Source organism: Priestia sp. SRI_019 (genome assembly GCF_057586255.1).
In genome coordinates this window covers 570,806-584,661 of sequence record NZ_JBYCZN010000001.1, presented here as the reverse complement: position 1 = coordinate 584,661, position 13,856 = coordinate 570,806, and the positions used below count along the sequence as shown (strand labels likewise).

Sequence of the window (13,856 nt, the reverse complement as noted above, 5' to 3'; positions counted from 1 at the left end):
TCGTCTGCAAGAGACGATTTTTTTATGGTTTCAGCTTTTCTAAATACGTTACGGCATCCGAAAATGAATCTACGGGTACAATTTTCATATCACTGTCTATTTTTTTAGCTGTCTTCACTGCTTCCCGGTAGTTAGAGCCCGCAGCCCCTTTTTCATTTGGTGCAAAGAAAATTTCTGCTCCTTCTTTATCTGCGGCTACAATTTTTTGCGAAATACCTCCGATTGGTCCTACCTCTCCTTTATCATTGATAGTCCCTGTACCTGCAACACGATGGCCTTTTGTCATGTCCTCTTTAACAAGCTGATTATAAATTTCAAGCGAGAACATCAGTCCCGCTGAAGGCCCTCCTATTTTTTCAGTATCAATATGTATATCGGGCTTAACTTTTAGTTCTTGGTTCGTTTCTAAGGCAATTCCTAGGCCTACTCGCTTCGGCTCGTCAGGGAATGCTTTAACTTTTAGAGTATGTTTGCTTTCTTTGCCATCTCTTTTTACATAAATTGATACTGAATCTCCTGCTTTTTTAGTCGATACGTAGTTGATTAAGTCCTCAGCAGTTTGAATTTTTTTCTCGTCTACTTTCGTCACTACATCTCCAACATGAAGTTTTCCATGTGCAGGCATATTTTCTACGACATATGTAACATATACGCCTTTATTGAGATAAGAAACGCTCTTTCCAGCTTTTTCGTATGCGACTGAAATAGCGGCATTTTTTGACGTATCCATCATATGTAATTGCCTTGTCGAGTAATCTTCATCGCTTTCACCTTGCTGCAAAATTTGCTTTGTAGGGAAAATTTCGTGAAAGTCCTGTATTTTCGCAAGACCATATGAAAGAGGAGTTGCTCTGCCCATTCTTACAGTTGTCAGCATAAACGTCCCTTTTTCATGGTATCCATCTTCTACTTTAATAATAGGCGCAAGTTCTTCTGCCATTCCAGGCTTTGTAATGTAGTACGGCAAAGGATAAAAACAAAGCATTGCCACCACTGCAATAACAGCCAAATATACCAAAATTCTAATTCTAGATTTCACTTTTTTTGTTCTCCTTCCAATGATCAATTGCTTGCAGGATAGAAGGCAACTGCTCATGTGCTGCTTGTTCACCAATTGAAATCATTTCTTGAATGTTTGTAAACGCTCTGGAACTAAAAGTATCGAGATTAGGACGAATCATAATGTCTGAAGCAATGGTCCGATGAGCTACTAGCTCATCTTGCAAAATATCTAAACTTTGCATAATGACATCAAAAATAGAGCTGATTTCTGCATTCACTTTCGCTTTTGATACATCGACTCCAATGACAATATCAGATCCCATTTCTTTTACAACCGACACAGGAATACGGTCTACTACCCCGCCGTCTACAAGCAATCGTCCATCAATTACTTCGGGAGCAAAGATTCCTGGAATTGAAATGCTTGCTCTCACCGCTTCAGCGATAGGTCCTTTTTTAAACACCACTTTCTCTCCTGTTTTCAAATCTGTCGCTACAATGGCAAACGGTATAGATAGCTGTTCAATAGTTCTATTTTGCGTAAAGGTGCGAACCAACGATTTTACTCTGTTGCCCGTAATAAATCCCATTTTAGGCACGGTAAAATCCAAATAATACTTTCGTTTGAACGTTAGCGCCATTTTATAAAGAGTTGCCAGTTCAATACCTGACGCATATAGTGCACCAACTAAAGCTCCCATGCTGCTGCCAGCTAGAAAATCAATAGGAATGTTATTTTCTGTTAGTGTTTTGATTACTCCTAAATGTGCAAAACCTCTAGCTCCACCTGAGCCTAACGCAACTCCTATTTTTGGGCTTTCCACTTTACCTGCCCCCTCGTTTTACCTTATAGACTTCCAAAAATGTAAAAACATTTGATGAGCTTCTCTATCATTGTTGCCCTGTCTTCGGTAGGACTATTCTTCATTTTCTATTTGTTCATTTAGTATGAAGCTAAAGATATGTTTTGCTCAATGCACGGTGGTTATTAAGCATTATACTATACTGAAGGTTGTTTTAAGAAATTCTTGCTCTTCGCTTGCTGCGTATACGTTTTTTTAATCCTTGACTATCTTAGAAGTGCATTGATTTATGTATATGAATTGTATTTCCAAATGTGACAAGACGCCTTTTTATTCAGTATGAATTTATTTTCTCCTTACTCACAGGCATAAAGTCGATGCATAGCTTCGTATATTGATATATAGAAGAACTTGTACATTTGCCTAAAACTCCTCATTTCATTCATATCAAAATGACGTGAGCTTAGAAAAGGAGATGAATCGTTCATTGAATAAATCGATGGTGAAAACACTTCTGCTCGGGACGAGCGTAACGCTTCTCGCTATTGCGCTTATTGTATATCCAAAAGAAGCGCTAGAAGGTTCAGTAAGAGGTCTCAACACATGGTGGAAGGTCGTCTTTCCTTCTCTGCTGCCCTTTTTTATTGTTTCAGAAATGCTTATTGGGTTTGGCGTAGTGAAGTTCATTGGGATCTTATTAGAGCCGTTTATGAGGCCTTTATTTCGAGTACCTGGAGTAGGGGGTTTTGCTTTAGCAATGGGCATGGCTTCTGGGTTTCCTTCAGGTGCAAAAATCACTTCCCGGCTGCGTCAAGAAAAGCAGCTAACAGCTATCGAAGCTGAAAGACTCGTATCATTTACTAACTCATCTAACCCTATTTTTATTTTTGGAGCTGTGGCAGTTGGCTTCTTCCACAATCCAGCTGTCGGTATCATATTAGCTCTCTCACATTACATAGGGAATATTTGTGTAGGATTGGTGATGCGTTTTTATGGATCAGCAAAACCGAAAGGACAAGTAACTCAAAAACCTTCTTTATCGTTAGCTTTTCATGAAATGCATAAAACGCGTTTAAAAGATAAGCGTCCTATTGGGAAGCTTCTAGGAGATGCGGTTACTTCTGCTGTTCAATCTCTCTTAATGATTGGCGGTTTTATCATTTTATTTTCTGTATTAAACAAACTTTTATATGTTACTCATATCACGGCCGTTTTAAGCAGCGGTCTAGCTTATTTATTTTCCCTCTGTCATATAGGGACTGAACTGAGCCTCCCCTTTATTTCAGGGCTTTTTGAAATCACGCTAGGAAGCCGTCTAGCAAGCGAAGCACCGGACACGCTGCTGTTTCATCAAATTATCATCGTTAGCTTTGTATTAGGCTTTAGCGGTTTCTCCGTTCAAGCACAAGTGGCTAGCATACTCGCCGAAACGGATATTCGATTTTTCCCGTTTTTTATTGCACGCATTTTCCACGGGTGTTTTGCGGTAGTATTCACTATCTTTCTATGGGGTCCTCTTCGAGAATCCATTACTACTTTTCAAGCATCTGAAGGAGCACTGCCGGTTTTTTCTCACTTGGAGTCCGTTACGATTCTATCGCAGTGGCTAAACGTGTACGGTCCGCTCTTAACGATTTTTACGCTGTGCTGCTATATTTATATATATTCAAAACGAGCGTTTCTTCATCGCTCCTAGTAAAAAAAGAACATGACGTTTTCTTATCGGCAAAGAAAACATCACGTTCTTTTTTCATCTTATTTTTGAGACAGCTGTTCAAATTTTTCCGCAAGCGCTTCTCTAACAGGGGGAGGAACTAATTCAGAAATATTCCCGCCATATTTAGCTACCTCTTTTACAATACTAGAACTCAAAAACGAGTATTGATTATTTGTCATCATAAATAACGTTTCGATTTCTTTATCTAATACGCGATTTACAGATGTAATTTGCATTTCGTACTCAAAGTCCGATACTGCACGCAAACCTCTTAAAATGGTCTTTGCCTGCTTTTCTTTTGCATATTCCATTAATAATCCACTGTACGACTCTACTACCACATTAGGAAGTGATTTTGTTACTTCTTTCAGCAAAGCTACTCGCTCTTCCCCTGTAAATAGAGGACTTTTTGAGGAGTTATTTAAAACAACCACATAAATCGTATCAAATACATTTGCGCCTCGTTTAATAATATCAAAATGTCCATTTGTAACTGGATCAAAGCTTCCTGGACAAACAGCTATACTGCCCATACGTATCCCCTTTCTACATCTAACAGCTCATTGATTTATTCAACTGATTCTTCTTTTTTGTATGTATAAATAGAAACACCAATGATACCGTACGTTTCGCTTTTTATTTTTTCAAATAAACCAATCTCATTATCTAAATGTACATCATGAGAATGCTCCGCTACAATAATTCCTGTTTTTGCTAGAAGGTTTTCTTCACTTACCGTTTCGATAAGCGCTTTCAACTTTTGTGCTTTATACGGTGGGTCAAGCAAAAGTAAATCGACAGCCAGCTCCCTTTTTTTTATCGCTTTCAATGCACGCTCTGCATCATTTCGATACACTTCAGCGCGGTCTTCTAACCGGCAGGATGCTAAGTTTGCTTTAATCGTCTGAATCGCTTTGCCATCCCGATCCACAAAAATGACTTTATCTATTCCTCGACTTAGAGCTTCAATTCCCAAGCCACCGCTTCCACCGAACAAATCAAGAGCTGTTCCACCTTCAAAAAACGGTCCAATCATATTAAAAATAGCTTCTTTCACCTTATCTGTTGTAGGGCGGGTTGAGTATCCTGGAACCGCCTTTAACGCATGGCCTTTATATAAACCTGCTACTACTCTCATCCTTATCACTACCTTACTTTTACTTCCTTATTCTTCATTATCCTAACATATTTTGAATTACAAAGACTAGCAAAAATCCTCAATTTATTCAATGCTGTATACATTCTGTGCAATAACCCAGCAGCTTGCTTTTATGCTGGACTTTTATGACCGTGTCCTTAGATACACTGATTCTTTTCTAGAAGATACACCTATGAAGATCATTCGGCATTTCGTTCATAGAAGATTTCCTTTACTTTAATATGTCATCATAAACGTAAATTTACCCTTTTTCTCTGTCATGTTATCAGTCTTTTATGTATTAAAAATTGAATTTCACAAGACAGGTATATGAACGTTTAAAACGGACATACTGACTAGTAACAACATCATCTAACCGATGTTGTTGCCAACCGCGGAGAAGACTTACGTTTCCCCATAAGTTCTTCCTCCGGTTTCTCCTCTCCCTTTGCCTTCATCAAGGTGCTTGTAATCGCAGAGGTGATTACACCCTTTTATTGAAGGGCCCTACAATGAGTAGTTGTAGGGATTTTTTTATTTACTCTTAAAATATTCAATGATACATTAAACTACGTGAGTTTGCTTTTTTAATACATAAAGGGGGAAATACATATGATTCAGCGTTTTATTGAGCTCGGAGAAGGGTATTCAGATATTTATGAGCTGTTAGAGATTGTCAAAAGCAACAAACACCGTCTTGCTCATCTTATTATGCTGCGAACAGTAAAAGAAGATCGACAAGTAGCTTCTTTTGTCGCTGTCTTGCATCCAACAGCTGAAGCGAATTTCCAACCGCTTTACGTTTGCCGAGAAGGAATTGTTTTAAAACAAAACGACAGCAAGCGCGTTGAGTTATTTAAACAAGCTGCTGAGGAAGCGGGAAAAGAAATTGTGGTACTCGATGTCAAACCATCTACTACATTTCCAGAAACAGCACTATACTATCAGCACCTTATTGGCATTTTGCGAATGAACCGCTTTATTCCGCCAATGCAATAATCTCATCCCTGCCTATTCATTTGCTAAGGGCAAGTAAAATAAAAAAAGGAATGTACATCACATTCCTTTTTTGTTTAAATTCCTATCTTATAGTCATATTCCTTCGCCTTATCCGGCTTTGAATTTTCGAATTCTGTTTTTAAAAACGGCCGATAAGAAGGATCTACTTTCTTCACAAAAGGTAGAGACTGAAGTTTATGGATTGTTTTTTCAATGCCATCTTGGTTGCAATATAAGACAACATACTTTAATTCTTTAGATACGTAATGTACATTTCCGTACTTTCGCAATGCTTTTGCTTGCTTAACAGAATGCACATACGCCACAATTCCTTGACGTTCAACAAACATATTTAGTTCCCCTTTTGCATACGTTATATTGGTTTTCTTTATCATAAATTCTTTTATATGAAGTAGGTGCTTTATGTATGAATTTAGATGATATCTGGATGCTCTTTCTTACTCATTTTAACGAGCAGAGAGCTATTGAACAAGTCATTTTCAAAAAAATCACAAATATACCCTTTTTGTATATAAACACATCAATTGAGCGTAGAAAAATAGATGAGCTTCTAGAAGCTTCATCTATTTTTGCTACATCCAATACAAATGCTACGTGGCGCTCAACCTTTGTCAGAAGTCAGCATCTTACTTATGTTTATCAGCACAGGTTTTACGTTCCACAGCGTAAAATGGCCTGCTGCGGAAATTCCTGTGCTGATTGCGTTCGATTTATACAGTGAACGGCTTATGCGCTGCACCCACAGCTTCCACCAGATCCGCAGCCACCGCCGCAGCTGCTTCCCGTATCAAAAAACGGATTTCCCGTCGGTACTTTCACGTGCTCTGAAACAGCTTGACCAAGGATAACGCTAATTTCATCAAGCAGCTTTTGTAATTCATTTTCTGCTTTTTTGAACGCAGCGATTGTCGCGTGTAAATCAACTTGACGCTTTACATCACGTACTTGTCTCGTAATCGTTTTATAATCAGGATGATATTTTCCAAATCGCTGAACATCCTCATACTGTTCCTTTATTTTCACAAATTCAGCAATTAATGCCTGTGCATGTGAATCTTTATTTAATCTATATAAACATTGACGATAGTTCTCGGCTACGTCTGATTGTAACACCATGTTCGCTACGTGATCAGACTCATCGAGTAATTCAACAGTTCTCATTGTTGTCAGCATGGCTGTGCACCTCCGTTTTTATCTTATCACGTTTTGGATCTAAAGAAAAAGAACTTGCTAAAACAGCTTACACTGATTTACTACAAGTTCTACTTTTTAACTATATAATTTCAACCGTAAAGGTATTCCTCACTTGATAACTTTCTTCTTTAGATTTCATCAGTTCAATCGTAACAGCATGAGATCCTTTTGGAAGATCACTTAAAACAAAGGCTGCTTGCTTCACTTCTTTAAATGGTTTTCCATCTACTGTGATTTGAAGGAATCCACTCTCTGTTGAAAATGAAAACCCGCTTAGAATACATTCGACGTATACGTTTTGTCCTTTCACATGCTGGTGTACCATCAGTGAAGGTTTTGTATTCATTGCACCAAACGTTTCAGCTGCCCGCGGTTGAGAGGGAATTTTAGTTTCAGGTTTTGGTTTATCATGGTTGCATCCTAGTAGAGAAACTACACATAAGGCCGTCGTTAATAGTAAGCGCATAATACCATTCCTTTATCATTCGTTTCTCCATAGTGTTTACAAACTCTTCGTTTTTACTCATGACGTGCAAAAATCTCTGCATCGCTATGTATGCAGAGATCATTGATTTTTCATGGACTGAAACATATGAAACATCATGTTTGCCATTTGAATCGAATTCGAAAACTTTTCGACTTTATGAGGAATCGTTTGTTTGTAGTAGTGCTTGGATTCTAATTCAAATTTCTCGAGTTCTTCAGGATTTCTAGATAAACGCCGGTACCACATTGGCTGTTCACGAACGAAGTCGTTGAGTTTAGGACGAGACTGCATATACTCGTATATATCTTTTCTCATTGCGTTTAATCTTTCCTAAAGCCAAATGGATTCCCTGGCCCGGAAGCTGCTCCTCCACCGGATGGCTTAGATGGCTGAAATTGCTGCAGTACTTGTTGAATATTCGAAATAGCTGAATTTACATTTGTAATATGATTTTGCATTTGATTCAAGTCCATGTTTTTCAACGAGGATACAATTGTACCCATAATATCTTTTTTCTCTTCTGTTGCAGCAGCTGGTTCAGCCTTTGCACTTTCTTCTGAACGATATGCCTCCCACATTGGATCTTCTGCACCAAATAAATACCAATCTTCATAAAGCTCTTTCCACGTTTTTTGCTGCTTTCGAACCTGTTCTACTAATTTGGGATGTGATTTTACAAATTGTTTAAATTCCACAACGGACGGATGAAGCTCTCGTTTGGTTTCCTTCACAGTCACTCACCTCATACTTAAATATAGCCTACTATATCTTAGAAAAAGAGAGCTCGTTTCGTGCGCCTATTTCAAAAATTTTTATAGCTGTTTTTTTGAAGAAGCACGAACTGTGAACCAGTATGTAATGAAAATAGATAAAATGCTTAGCCAAAATGTAAAATAACCAATTTCAGACATATACGCATTGAGCATGCTGTATCTTGGCATCATAGAAAAAACGTAATCAATGATATCATTATGTACAGCCCATACAGCGGCAACAGCTATATGCCATAATTTAATCCGGTAAAACGGTACGTATAAAAGCCCTTGAAAAGCCATTGCTGCATGAGAAGCCATTAACATAAGCATCATCCAATCAATGTATCCTGTTAACACATAGACCAATACATTCATTACGACGGCCCAAATCCCGTATTTAAACAGCGTGATCATCGCTAAAGCTTCAAACAGTGAAAAATGCTTTCCAAGTAAAAGACCGATAAGTACAATAACAAAAAACAAGCTTGCCGTTGGACTATCAGGCACAAATAATAAAAACTTCTTAGGCGTTTCCGCTAATTGACTTCCATACCAAATATATCCGTAGATTGTTCCTAGTATATTCACAATCAGCAAAAGCGTTAAAAAACGCTTATCTTTTAAGGTATACCATAACCAAGCCATTTAGAAAGTCTCCTTTACATTTAATCTCTTCTTTATTATGTACAGTTTTTGAACAATAGCAAGCACCTATCTCACTGATGTAAAACACAGCATTAAATAAATTCAAAAAAAAACCAGCCCTTTGGCTGATTTTCACTATTCTTTCCCTAAGTTGCCGACAAATTCCGAGAGCGTTTTCAATTCTTTATCTGAACCTTTGAAAACACCTTTTGGCATATTGCCTTTACCATTTTTTGCGATATTGGCGATTTCTTCAGGAGATAAATCAATGCCTGTTAAAGCCGGAGCTGCAGGGCCTCCCTGTAAGTTATCACCATGACAGGTCAAGCACGTTTGCTCTTGCATGATTTTGTAGCCTTCTGAATTTTTGTCAATCGCTACTTCTTCTCTAATTTTCCCTTGCTCTTCACGCGCTTTCCAATCCACCTGTGTCGCTGACTGCCACGTTAGGAAAAAGACTGCTGCTATAGCCAAAAGCATGAATCCTGTTGCAAACGGCCTCTTAGCTGGTCTTCTTTCTGGCCCTCGATCAATGAACGGAGCAAGCATTAATGCGCCAAATGCAATGCCTGGAATAATAAATGCACCTATAATATTATATGGACCAGAAGCAAATGAATATTTAAGCAATTGATATAGGAACAAAAAATACCAGTCAGGAAGAGGCAAGTACCCCGTATCAGTCGGATCGGCAATACGTTCAAGAGGAGATGGATGAGCGATGGTTAAACATAGATAACCGATTAAAAAAACTGCCCCTACCATCCATTCTTTTAGTAAAAAGTTTGGCCAGAATGCTTCTGTTTTCCCTGGAAATTCAGAGTAATCTTTTGGAATATTGGGTTTTCGTTCTGCAGGAACACGTGAATCTCCAACAAACTTCATCCCTTTACCACGATGCATGTTCTCCCTCCTTTTTCTCACTGTTCTAGTGAAAGTACTAACAACGGAGTATGTGCTTGATGCATATGATGACTAGTGTGATTGAATACTTGAATAAAGCGTATAAAATTTTATAGTGGTCCTGAAATTCCTTGTTTACGAATCATTAAGAAGTGGGCACCCATTAAGCCAAGTAGAGCTCCGGGTAAAAAGAATACGTGAATGGCGAAAAAGCGAGTTAGTGTTTGAGCACCAACGATGTCTGGATGTCCTGAGAGTAATGTCTTCACTTGCTGGCCTATAATTGGTGTGGATTCGGCAATTTGCAAACCTACTTTCGTTGCAAATAGCGCTTTCATATCCCACGGCAACAAATAACCTGTAAAACCTAAACCTAACATAACAAAGAAAATTAACACACCCACAATCCAGTTTAACTCGCGGGGTTTTTTGTATGCTCCTTGGAAGAAAACACGAAGTGTATGTAAAAACATCATGACGATAACCAAACTTGCTCCCCAGTGATGCATACCTCGAACAATTTGTCCGAAAGCGACTTCATTTTGCAGATAATAAACGGATTCCCATGCATTTTTTATATCTGGTACATAATACATGGTTAAAAACATGCCTGATAAAATTTGAATAACGGTAACAAAAAACGTTAATCCACCAAAACAATACACAAATGCTGAAAAGTGATGTGCGGGATTTACGTGCTCTGGCACTTCATGATCGGCCACATCTCGCCATAAAGGAGTAATATCTAGCCGTTCATCCACCCAGTCATAGATTTTATTCAACATTTTCTATGCCCCTCCTTGTGGTTTGGCTTTTCCTAGATATAACGTACCGCCTTTTACTTTTTGAACGTATACATCTAACGGTCCCATCGGTGGTGTCCCCGGTACATTTTTACCGCTTTTTTCATACATTCCCCCATGACAAGGGCAGTAGAAACGGTGTGGATAGTTTTTGTCACCAGCCCAGTTAACCGTACAGCCTAAATGCTTACAAATTGGTGACAGCGCGACGATTTCACCTTTATCAGTTTTGTACACCCAAGCCGATCTTGGCTCTTCTGATTTATGCCACGCATCCACTTGCTTGATTTTAAAATCGACACGTTTCGGCTCTTTTGTAATGTCTTTAACCTGCGCTACAGCTACTAAATCCTGACCCGCTTCTTTTTCTAAAATTGGATCTACTGCAAAGCGCACCATTGGCATTAACATTCCAGCAGCCATGAATCCCCCTACACCAGTGAGCGTATAGTTTAAAAACTGTCGTCTTGATACCCGATCACCCATGCTTTTCCCCCCTTTAAAAAAGTTCAGTCCAGAGAATTTTGGACACATGATGGACCATTCTATTAAACTAGGACATAATCATGATATATTAATATTTCTGGAAGGTCAATACAATAAAAACCTAAAACATGGAAATAATCTTTATTTTTCTAAATTTTTCGTCATTATTTTGTGTGCGCTTCCATTACTTATTCTACAGTCTTTTTAAACACTCCATTTTTCTACAAAAATCGGTAAGAGCTGTTGAACTTGTTCATGTATGAGCGTATACTTATGCGACTCATCTATATGCTCAAGCGGTAAAGCAGGTATCCAAATGCAGTACGCCCCTATTTCTTTTTCATACTGCAGCCAGTCTCGGTCGCTAGTAAGCACAAAAAGATGTTTGACTTCATTGTCATTTATATGCTCATTCCAACGAAGTAATGTTTCATAAACAGCAGCTACTCCATCTTTTTTTAAGTATGTAAAACTAGGTGTTAAAATCACTCTTCCTTTAAATTGCCTTTCTAACTCTTCAGTAAGAGCAGTCGTATATTCACTCATAGATGCCGTAAGCTTTAAATCTTCTCCGAAATCAATTGGAATGAGCGGAACCAATACGGTATCAACATAACTTTTGGATTGTAGATACACATCCATTTCCTTGGCCTGAAGCTTCAACTTCCTTCTCCTCTCAGCAAGCTCCCTAAAGCTTGTCTTATTTATATTCCAAAATGAATAAGAAGATAAAAAAAGAGATTGACCTTTTTCTAAGAAGCTAGCCAATCCCTCGTTTATCTACTGTACATAATGGTTATTTAAATATTCGCTTAAGCGCTGAAATTCCTCTTTGTCATTTTCATCTAATGCTTTATCAATTAGTTCCATGATTTTTGATCGCTGAAACTTCTGAATAGATTCTTCCAATATTTGCTCAGCTAATACTCTGTCTTTTTCATTTGTTTGATTAGCTTTTGGCATATACGGATTGTCTTCCAGTACAGCCACATATTGAGGCGATGAATACAACGATCGGAAGTTTAATTGAATATAAATGTCTTCTTCTCGATTCAAACGAATATCATGAAATGATTTTTCTGCATCGGTTGTCATGATATTTTCTTTATAAAAACGAAATGGAGGGTCTTCCACACAGTGCGTAGACATCACCATCCCGCGAGGACAAAACTGTGCTTGCTCAACGAAGTGAACTCGTTTCATCAATTGATCATGGCTCATCAAATAATTTAAAATCCATACACATTCTCTGCGCTTCAGCTGATAATTCGTTAAAAACCAGCGAACAAATTCTTTTTTCTCGTTGACAGTAACAGGGGTCGTCATATTCTCACTTCCCTCCTCTGTGTTTAAACTCTCAGTTAAAACACCTTTTACAGTTATTTATTCCACACGGCAGCAATAAAATCCTCTGAACTATTATTTATTCTTCTAATTGAAATAATATGTCTTGAATTTCATCTACTGTTGGATCCATTGCTAATAAGGCTTGGAAAATCCCCTTCGCTTTCGAACGCTGTCCTTCTTCTAATAAGAAGTAGCCATACTCTTCTAAAAACGCATACTCTTCTTTAAAAACAGTGTATGCAGATTCGTAGTATTTTAGCGCTTCTTCATAATTTTCTAATTCCTGGTGAGCTTTTGCTAAATCCCATTCAAAATGAGGGTCATGCTCATTATATTCTTTGGCGTGCTCGATATTCTCCACTACATCTTCATATCTCTCTTGACTCATATAAAGTTTAGAGAGAGTTAAAATGGCTTCAATATACCCTGGATCTAGTGCAATCGCTTGTTGAAATGCCGATTCAGCCTCTTCTTCTAGACCGCGCTTTAATGCTATCTTCCCTTTAAAAAAGTAAAGTTCTTTTTGAAATTCATCTTGCGCAATACCTTCGTTGACAGCCACCGCAGCCTCTTCTAGCATCTCTTCATGTTCATATGATTTTGCTAAATATAAATAAAGAGAATGGTACTCACGGTCTAGCTCTTTTAGTTCTGTGAACTTTTCAATAGCGGTCTGATAATGACCTGCTTGATACGCTGAAATCGCATATTCAAATAGTGTGTTAATCTCAAGCTTATCTTTTAGCGCTTGATCAAAGTAAGGAAGAGCTTCTTCGAACTGGCCGATACCTGCTAAACTTTCAGCTAATCGCTGACGAAGATCCGTGCCGTTAAATTCTTTTTCTGTTTTTAGCAGCGTTTGATAAAAAGGAATCGCCTTTTGATAAATTCCTTGACTGCTGTAAAATTCACCGAGCCCAAAATCTATAACCGGCTCATTTGGAAGCATTTTTTTCGCTTCCATTAACTTTTGCTCACTTACTTCACTAAGGCCTTGCATTTGATATAAGTCAGCTACAAGAAGCAGAGCTGGCACGTAGTTATCATCTTCGCTGCTAATTTGATTTAAAATATGAATCGCTTCTTCTTCTTCTTCTAAATCGATAAGCATTTCAGCTTTTAATAAATACAGCTCGCCTTCTTCTGGGTATTTAGCGATGAGCTCGTCTATTAAAGGCAGCGCATCATTTACTAGTCCCCACTCCTGAAGCTGTTCAGTTATTAAAAATTTTTCTTCGTCTGTAGCTTTGTCTTTCAATTCATGAATAAGGGCAAGACCTTTTTCAATTTCATTGGATTCTACGTAACCTATCGCGCGGTCTAGTTCTTTCACACACAATTCTCCTTTATTATTACATTCACTTTTTATATAAAAATAAAACGAATTAATTTTCTATTTTTCCAAACCGAAGCAAGAACACATGCTTCTATACACCATGATAAAATAGTTTGAGCGTTTGTTCAACAAATCAATTTGAATACGCTTACATTTTTCGAATAAAAATCCGAACGAGTTTGATTCTCTATCAAGAATATCAATTCATCGTTCGGATTTT

19 protein-coding genes are annotated in these 13,856 nt (G+C 38.0%); 3 read left to right on the top strand and 16 right to left on the bottom strand.

The window, feature by feature from the left end; genetic code table 11:
• Window positions 1-22 precede the first annotated feature (22 nt).
• Together AC2YJL_RS03060 and AC2YJL_RS03055 are read right to left on the bottom strand one after the other, a co-directional pair.
• Window positions 23-1,039 (bottom strand): SepM family pheromone-processing serine protease, encoded by a 1,017-nt coding sequence (locus AC2YJL_RS03060; RefSeq protein WP_028410756.1) that lies wholly within the window; start codon window positions 1,037-1,039, stop codon window positions 23-25.
• Entirely contained in the window at window positions 1,029-1,826 is a 798-nt protein-coding gene (locus AC2YJL_RS03055) for a patatin-like phospholipase family protein (RefSeq protein WP_013058980.1), read from the bottom strand. Before AC2YJL_RS03055 ends, AC2YJL_RS03060 begins: the two co-directional genes overlap by 11 nt.
• 466 nt (window positions 1,827-2,292) lie before the next feature.
• On the opposite strand from AC2YJL_RS03055, the gene ylbJ reads away from it, so the two are divergent.
• A complete protein-coding gene (ylbJ, locus tag AC2YJL_RS03050) occupies window positions 2,293-3,501 on the top strand; it encodes a sporulation integral membrane protein YlbJ (RefSeq protein WP_195695955.1) in 1,209 nt (402 codons plus the stop codon).
• 59 nt (window positions 3,502-3,560) lie between these two features.
• Here the strand turns inward: ylbJ and coaD are convergent, their stop codons facing one another.
• Window positions 3,561-4,055, bottom strand: coding sequence for a pantetheine-phosphate adenylyltransferase (gene coaD / locus AC2YJL_RS03045; protein WP_013058982.1), 495 nt, complete (start codon window positions 4,053-4,055; stop codon window positions 3,561-3,563).
• 35 nt (window positions 4,056-4,090) lie between these two features.
• Entirely contained in the window at window positions 4,091-4,660 is a 570-nt protein-coding gene (gene rsmD, locus AC2YJL_RS03040; RefSeq protein ID WP_074677375.1) for a 16S rRNA (guanine(966)-N(2))-methyltransferase RsmD, read from the bottom strand.
• A gap of 612 nt (window positions 4,661-5,272) precedes the next feature.
• Between rsmD and AC2YJL_RS03035 the strand changes: the two genes are divergently transcribed.
• On the top strand, window positions 5,273-5,659 hold the full coding sequence (locus AC2YJL_RS03035) for a DUF7147 family protein (RefSeq protein WP_195695954.1): 387 nt from the start codon (window positions 5,273-5,275) through the stop codon (window positions 5,657-5,659).
• Between the two features lie 74 nt (window positions 5,660-5,733).
• Here AC2YJL_RS03035 and AC2YJL_RS03030 read toward each other — a convergent pair whose 3' ends face one another.
• The gene (locus tag AC2YJL_RS03030; RefSeq protein ID WP_013058985.1) at window positions 5,734-6,009 is read right to left on the bottom strand and encodes a YlbG family protein; all 276 of its coding nucleotides are present in this window, start codon (window positions 6,007-6,009) and stop codon (window positions 5,734-5,736) included.
• Window positions 6,010-6,086: 77 nt separating this feature from the next.
• Between AC2YJL_RS03030 and AC2YJL_RS03025 the strand changes: the two genes are divergently transcribed.
• A complete protein-coding gene (locus AC2YJL_RS03025; RefSeq protein ID WP_028410753.1) occupies window positions 6,087-6,401 on the top strand; it encodes a hypothetical protein in 315 nt (104 codons plus the stop codon).
• Between the two features lie 5 nt (window positions 6,402-6,406).
• Here AC2YJL_RS03025 and AC2YJL_RS03020 read toward each other — a convergent pair whose 3' ends face one another.
• The 11 genes from AC2YJL_RS03020 to AC2YJL_RS02970 form a co-directional block, all read right to left on the bottom strand.
• Window positions 6,407-6,853: a YlbF/YmcA family competence regulator gene (locus tag AC2YJL_RS03020; protein ID WP_028410752.1), complete on the bottom strand. Its 447-nt coding sequence runs from the start codon at window positions 6,851-6,853 to the stop codon at window positions 6,407-6,409.
• Window positions 6,854-6,953: 100 nt separating this feature from the next.
• Window positions 6,954-7,340: a hypothetical protein gene (locus tag AC2YJL_RS03015; RefSeq protein WP_230933526.1), complete on the bottom strand. Its 387-nt coding sequence runs from the start codon at window positions 7,338-7,340 to the stop codon at window positions 6,954-6,956.
• A 99-nt stretch (window positions 7,341-7,439) separates the two neighbouring features.
• Complete coding sequence (locus tag AC2YJL_RS03010; RefSeq protein WP_013058988.1) at window positions 7,440-7,676, bottom strand: YlbE-like family protein; 237 nt, start codon at window positions 7,674-7,676, stop codon at window positions 7,440-7,442.
• Window positions 7,677-7,681: 5 nt separating this feature from the next.
• A complete protein-coding gene (gene ylbD / locus AC2YJL_RS03005; RefSeq protein WP_013058989.1) occupies window positions 7,682-8,092 on the bottom strand; it encodes a YlbD family protein in 411 nt (136 codons plus the stop codon).
• 81 nt (window positions 8,093-8,173) lie between these two features.
• Window positions 8,174-8,761, bottom strand: a complete 588-nt coding sequence (lhaT, locus tag AC2YJL_RS03000) for a lipoprotein heptaprenylglyceryl N-acetyltransferase LhaT (RefSeq protein WP_050689693.1) — start codon at window positions 8,759-8,761, stop codon at window positions 8,174-8,176.
• Between the two features lie 135 nt (window positions 8,762-8,896).
• On the bottom strand, window positions 8,897-9,664 hold the full coding sequence (locus AC2YJL_RS02995; RefSeq protein WP_013058991.1) for a menaquinol-cytochrome c reductase cytochrome b/c subunit: 768 nt from the start codon (window positions 9,662-9,664) through the stop codon (window positions 8,897-8,899).
• A gap of 110 nt (window positions 9,665-9,774) precedes the next feature.
• Window positions 9,775-10,449, bottom strand: a complete 675-nt coding sequence (qcrB, locus tag AC2YJL_RS02990) for a menaquinol-cytochrome c reductase cytochrome b subunit (protein ID WP_013058992.1) — start codon at window positions 10,447-10,449, stop codon at window positions 9,775-9,777.
• 3 nt (window positions 10,450-10,452) lie between these two features.
• Window positions 10,453-10,953, bottom strand: a complete 501-nt coding sequence (locus AC2YJL_RS02985) for a QcrA and Rieske domain-containing protein (protein ID WP_013058993.1) — start codon at window positions 10,951-10,953, stop codon at window positions 10,453-10,455.
• Window positions 10,954-11,157: 204 nt separating this feature from the next.
• Window positions 11,158-11,616: a YpiF family protein gene (locus tag AC2YJL_RS02980; RefSeq protein WP_230933527.1), complete on the bottom strand. Its 459-nt coding sequence runs from the start codon at window positions 11,614-11,616 to the stop codon at window positions 11,158-11,160.
• Between the two features lie 117 nt (window positions 11,617-11,733).
• A complete protein-coding gene (locus AC2YJL_RS02975) occupies window positions 11,734-12,279 on the bottom strand; it encodes a ReoY family proteolytic degradation factor (protein ID WP_013058996.1) in 546 nt (181 codons plus the stop codon).
• 97 nt (window positions 12,280-12,376) lie between these two features.
• The gene (locus AC2YJL_RS02970) at window positions 12,377-13,633 is read right to left on the bottom strand and encodes a tetratricopeptide repeat protein (RefSeq protein ID WP_251568780.1); all 1,257 of its coding nucleotides are present in this window, start codon (window positions 13,631-13,633) and stop codon (window positions 12,377-12,379) included.
• Window positions 13,634-13,856: the final 223 nt, after the last annotated feature.

What these genes read in the sequence shown, in the direction of transcription:
- AC2YJL_RS02985 (WP_013058993.1), bottom strand. Translation starts at nt 10,953, where the DNA reads ATGGGTGATCGGGTATCAAGACGACAGTTTTTAAACTATACGCTCACT.
- AC2YJL_RS02975 (WP_013058996.1), bottom strand. Translation starts at nt 12,279, where the DNA reads ATGACGACCCCTGTTACTGTCAACGAGAAAAAAGAATTTGTTCGCTGG.
- lhaT (WP_050689693.1), bottom strand. Translation starts at nt 8,761, where the DNA reads ATGGCTTGGTTATGGTATACCTTAAAAGATAAGCGTTTTTTAACGCTT.
- AC2YJL_RS02995 (WP_013058991.1), bottom strand. Translation starts at nt 9,664, where the DNA reads ATGCATCGTGGTAAAGGGATGAAGTTTGTTGGAGATTCACGTGTTCCT.
- AC2YJL_RS03020 (WP_028410752.1), bottom strand. Translation starts at nt 6,853, where the DNA reads ATGCTGACAACAATGAGAACTGTTGAATTACTCGATGAGTCTGATCAC.
- coaD (WP_013058982.1), bottom strand. Translation starts at nt 4,055, where the DNA reads ATGGGCAGTATAGCTGTTTGTCCAGGAAGCTTTGATCCAGTTACAAAT.
- AC2YJL_RS03025 (WP_028410753.1), top strand. Translation starts at nt 6,087, where the DNA reads ATGAATTTAGATGATATCTGGATGCTCTTTCTTACTCATTTTAACGAG.
- AC2YJL_RS03010 (WP_013058988.1), bottom strand. Translation starts at nt 7,676, where the DNA reads ATGAGAAAAGATATATACGAGTATATGCAGTCTCGTCCTAAACTCAAC.
- qcrB (WP_013058992.1), bottom strand. Translation starts at nt 10,449, where the DNA reads ATGTTGAATAAAATCTATGACTGGGTGGATGAACGGCTAGATATTACT.
- AC2YJL_RS03030 (WP_013058985.1), bottom strand. Translation starts at nt 6,009, where the DNA reads ATGTTTGTTGAACGTCAAGGAATTGTGGCGTATGTGCATTCTGTTAAG.
- rsmD (WP_074677375.1), bottom strand. Translation starts at nt 4,660, where the DNA reads ATGAGAGTAGTAGCAGGTTTATATAAAGGCCATGCGTTAAAGGCGGTT.
- AC2YJL_RS03035 (WP_195695954.1), top strand. Translation starts at nt 5,273, where the DNA reads ATGATTCAGCGTTTTATTGAGCTCGGAGAAGGGTATTCAGATATTTAT.
- AC2YJL_RS03015 (WP_230933526.1), bottom strand. Translation starts at nt 7,340, where the DNA reads ATGCGCTTACTATTAACGACGGCCTTATGTGTAGTTTCTCTACTAGGA.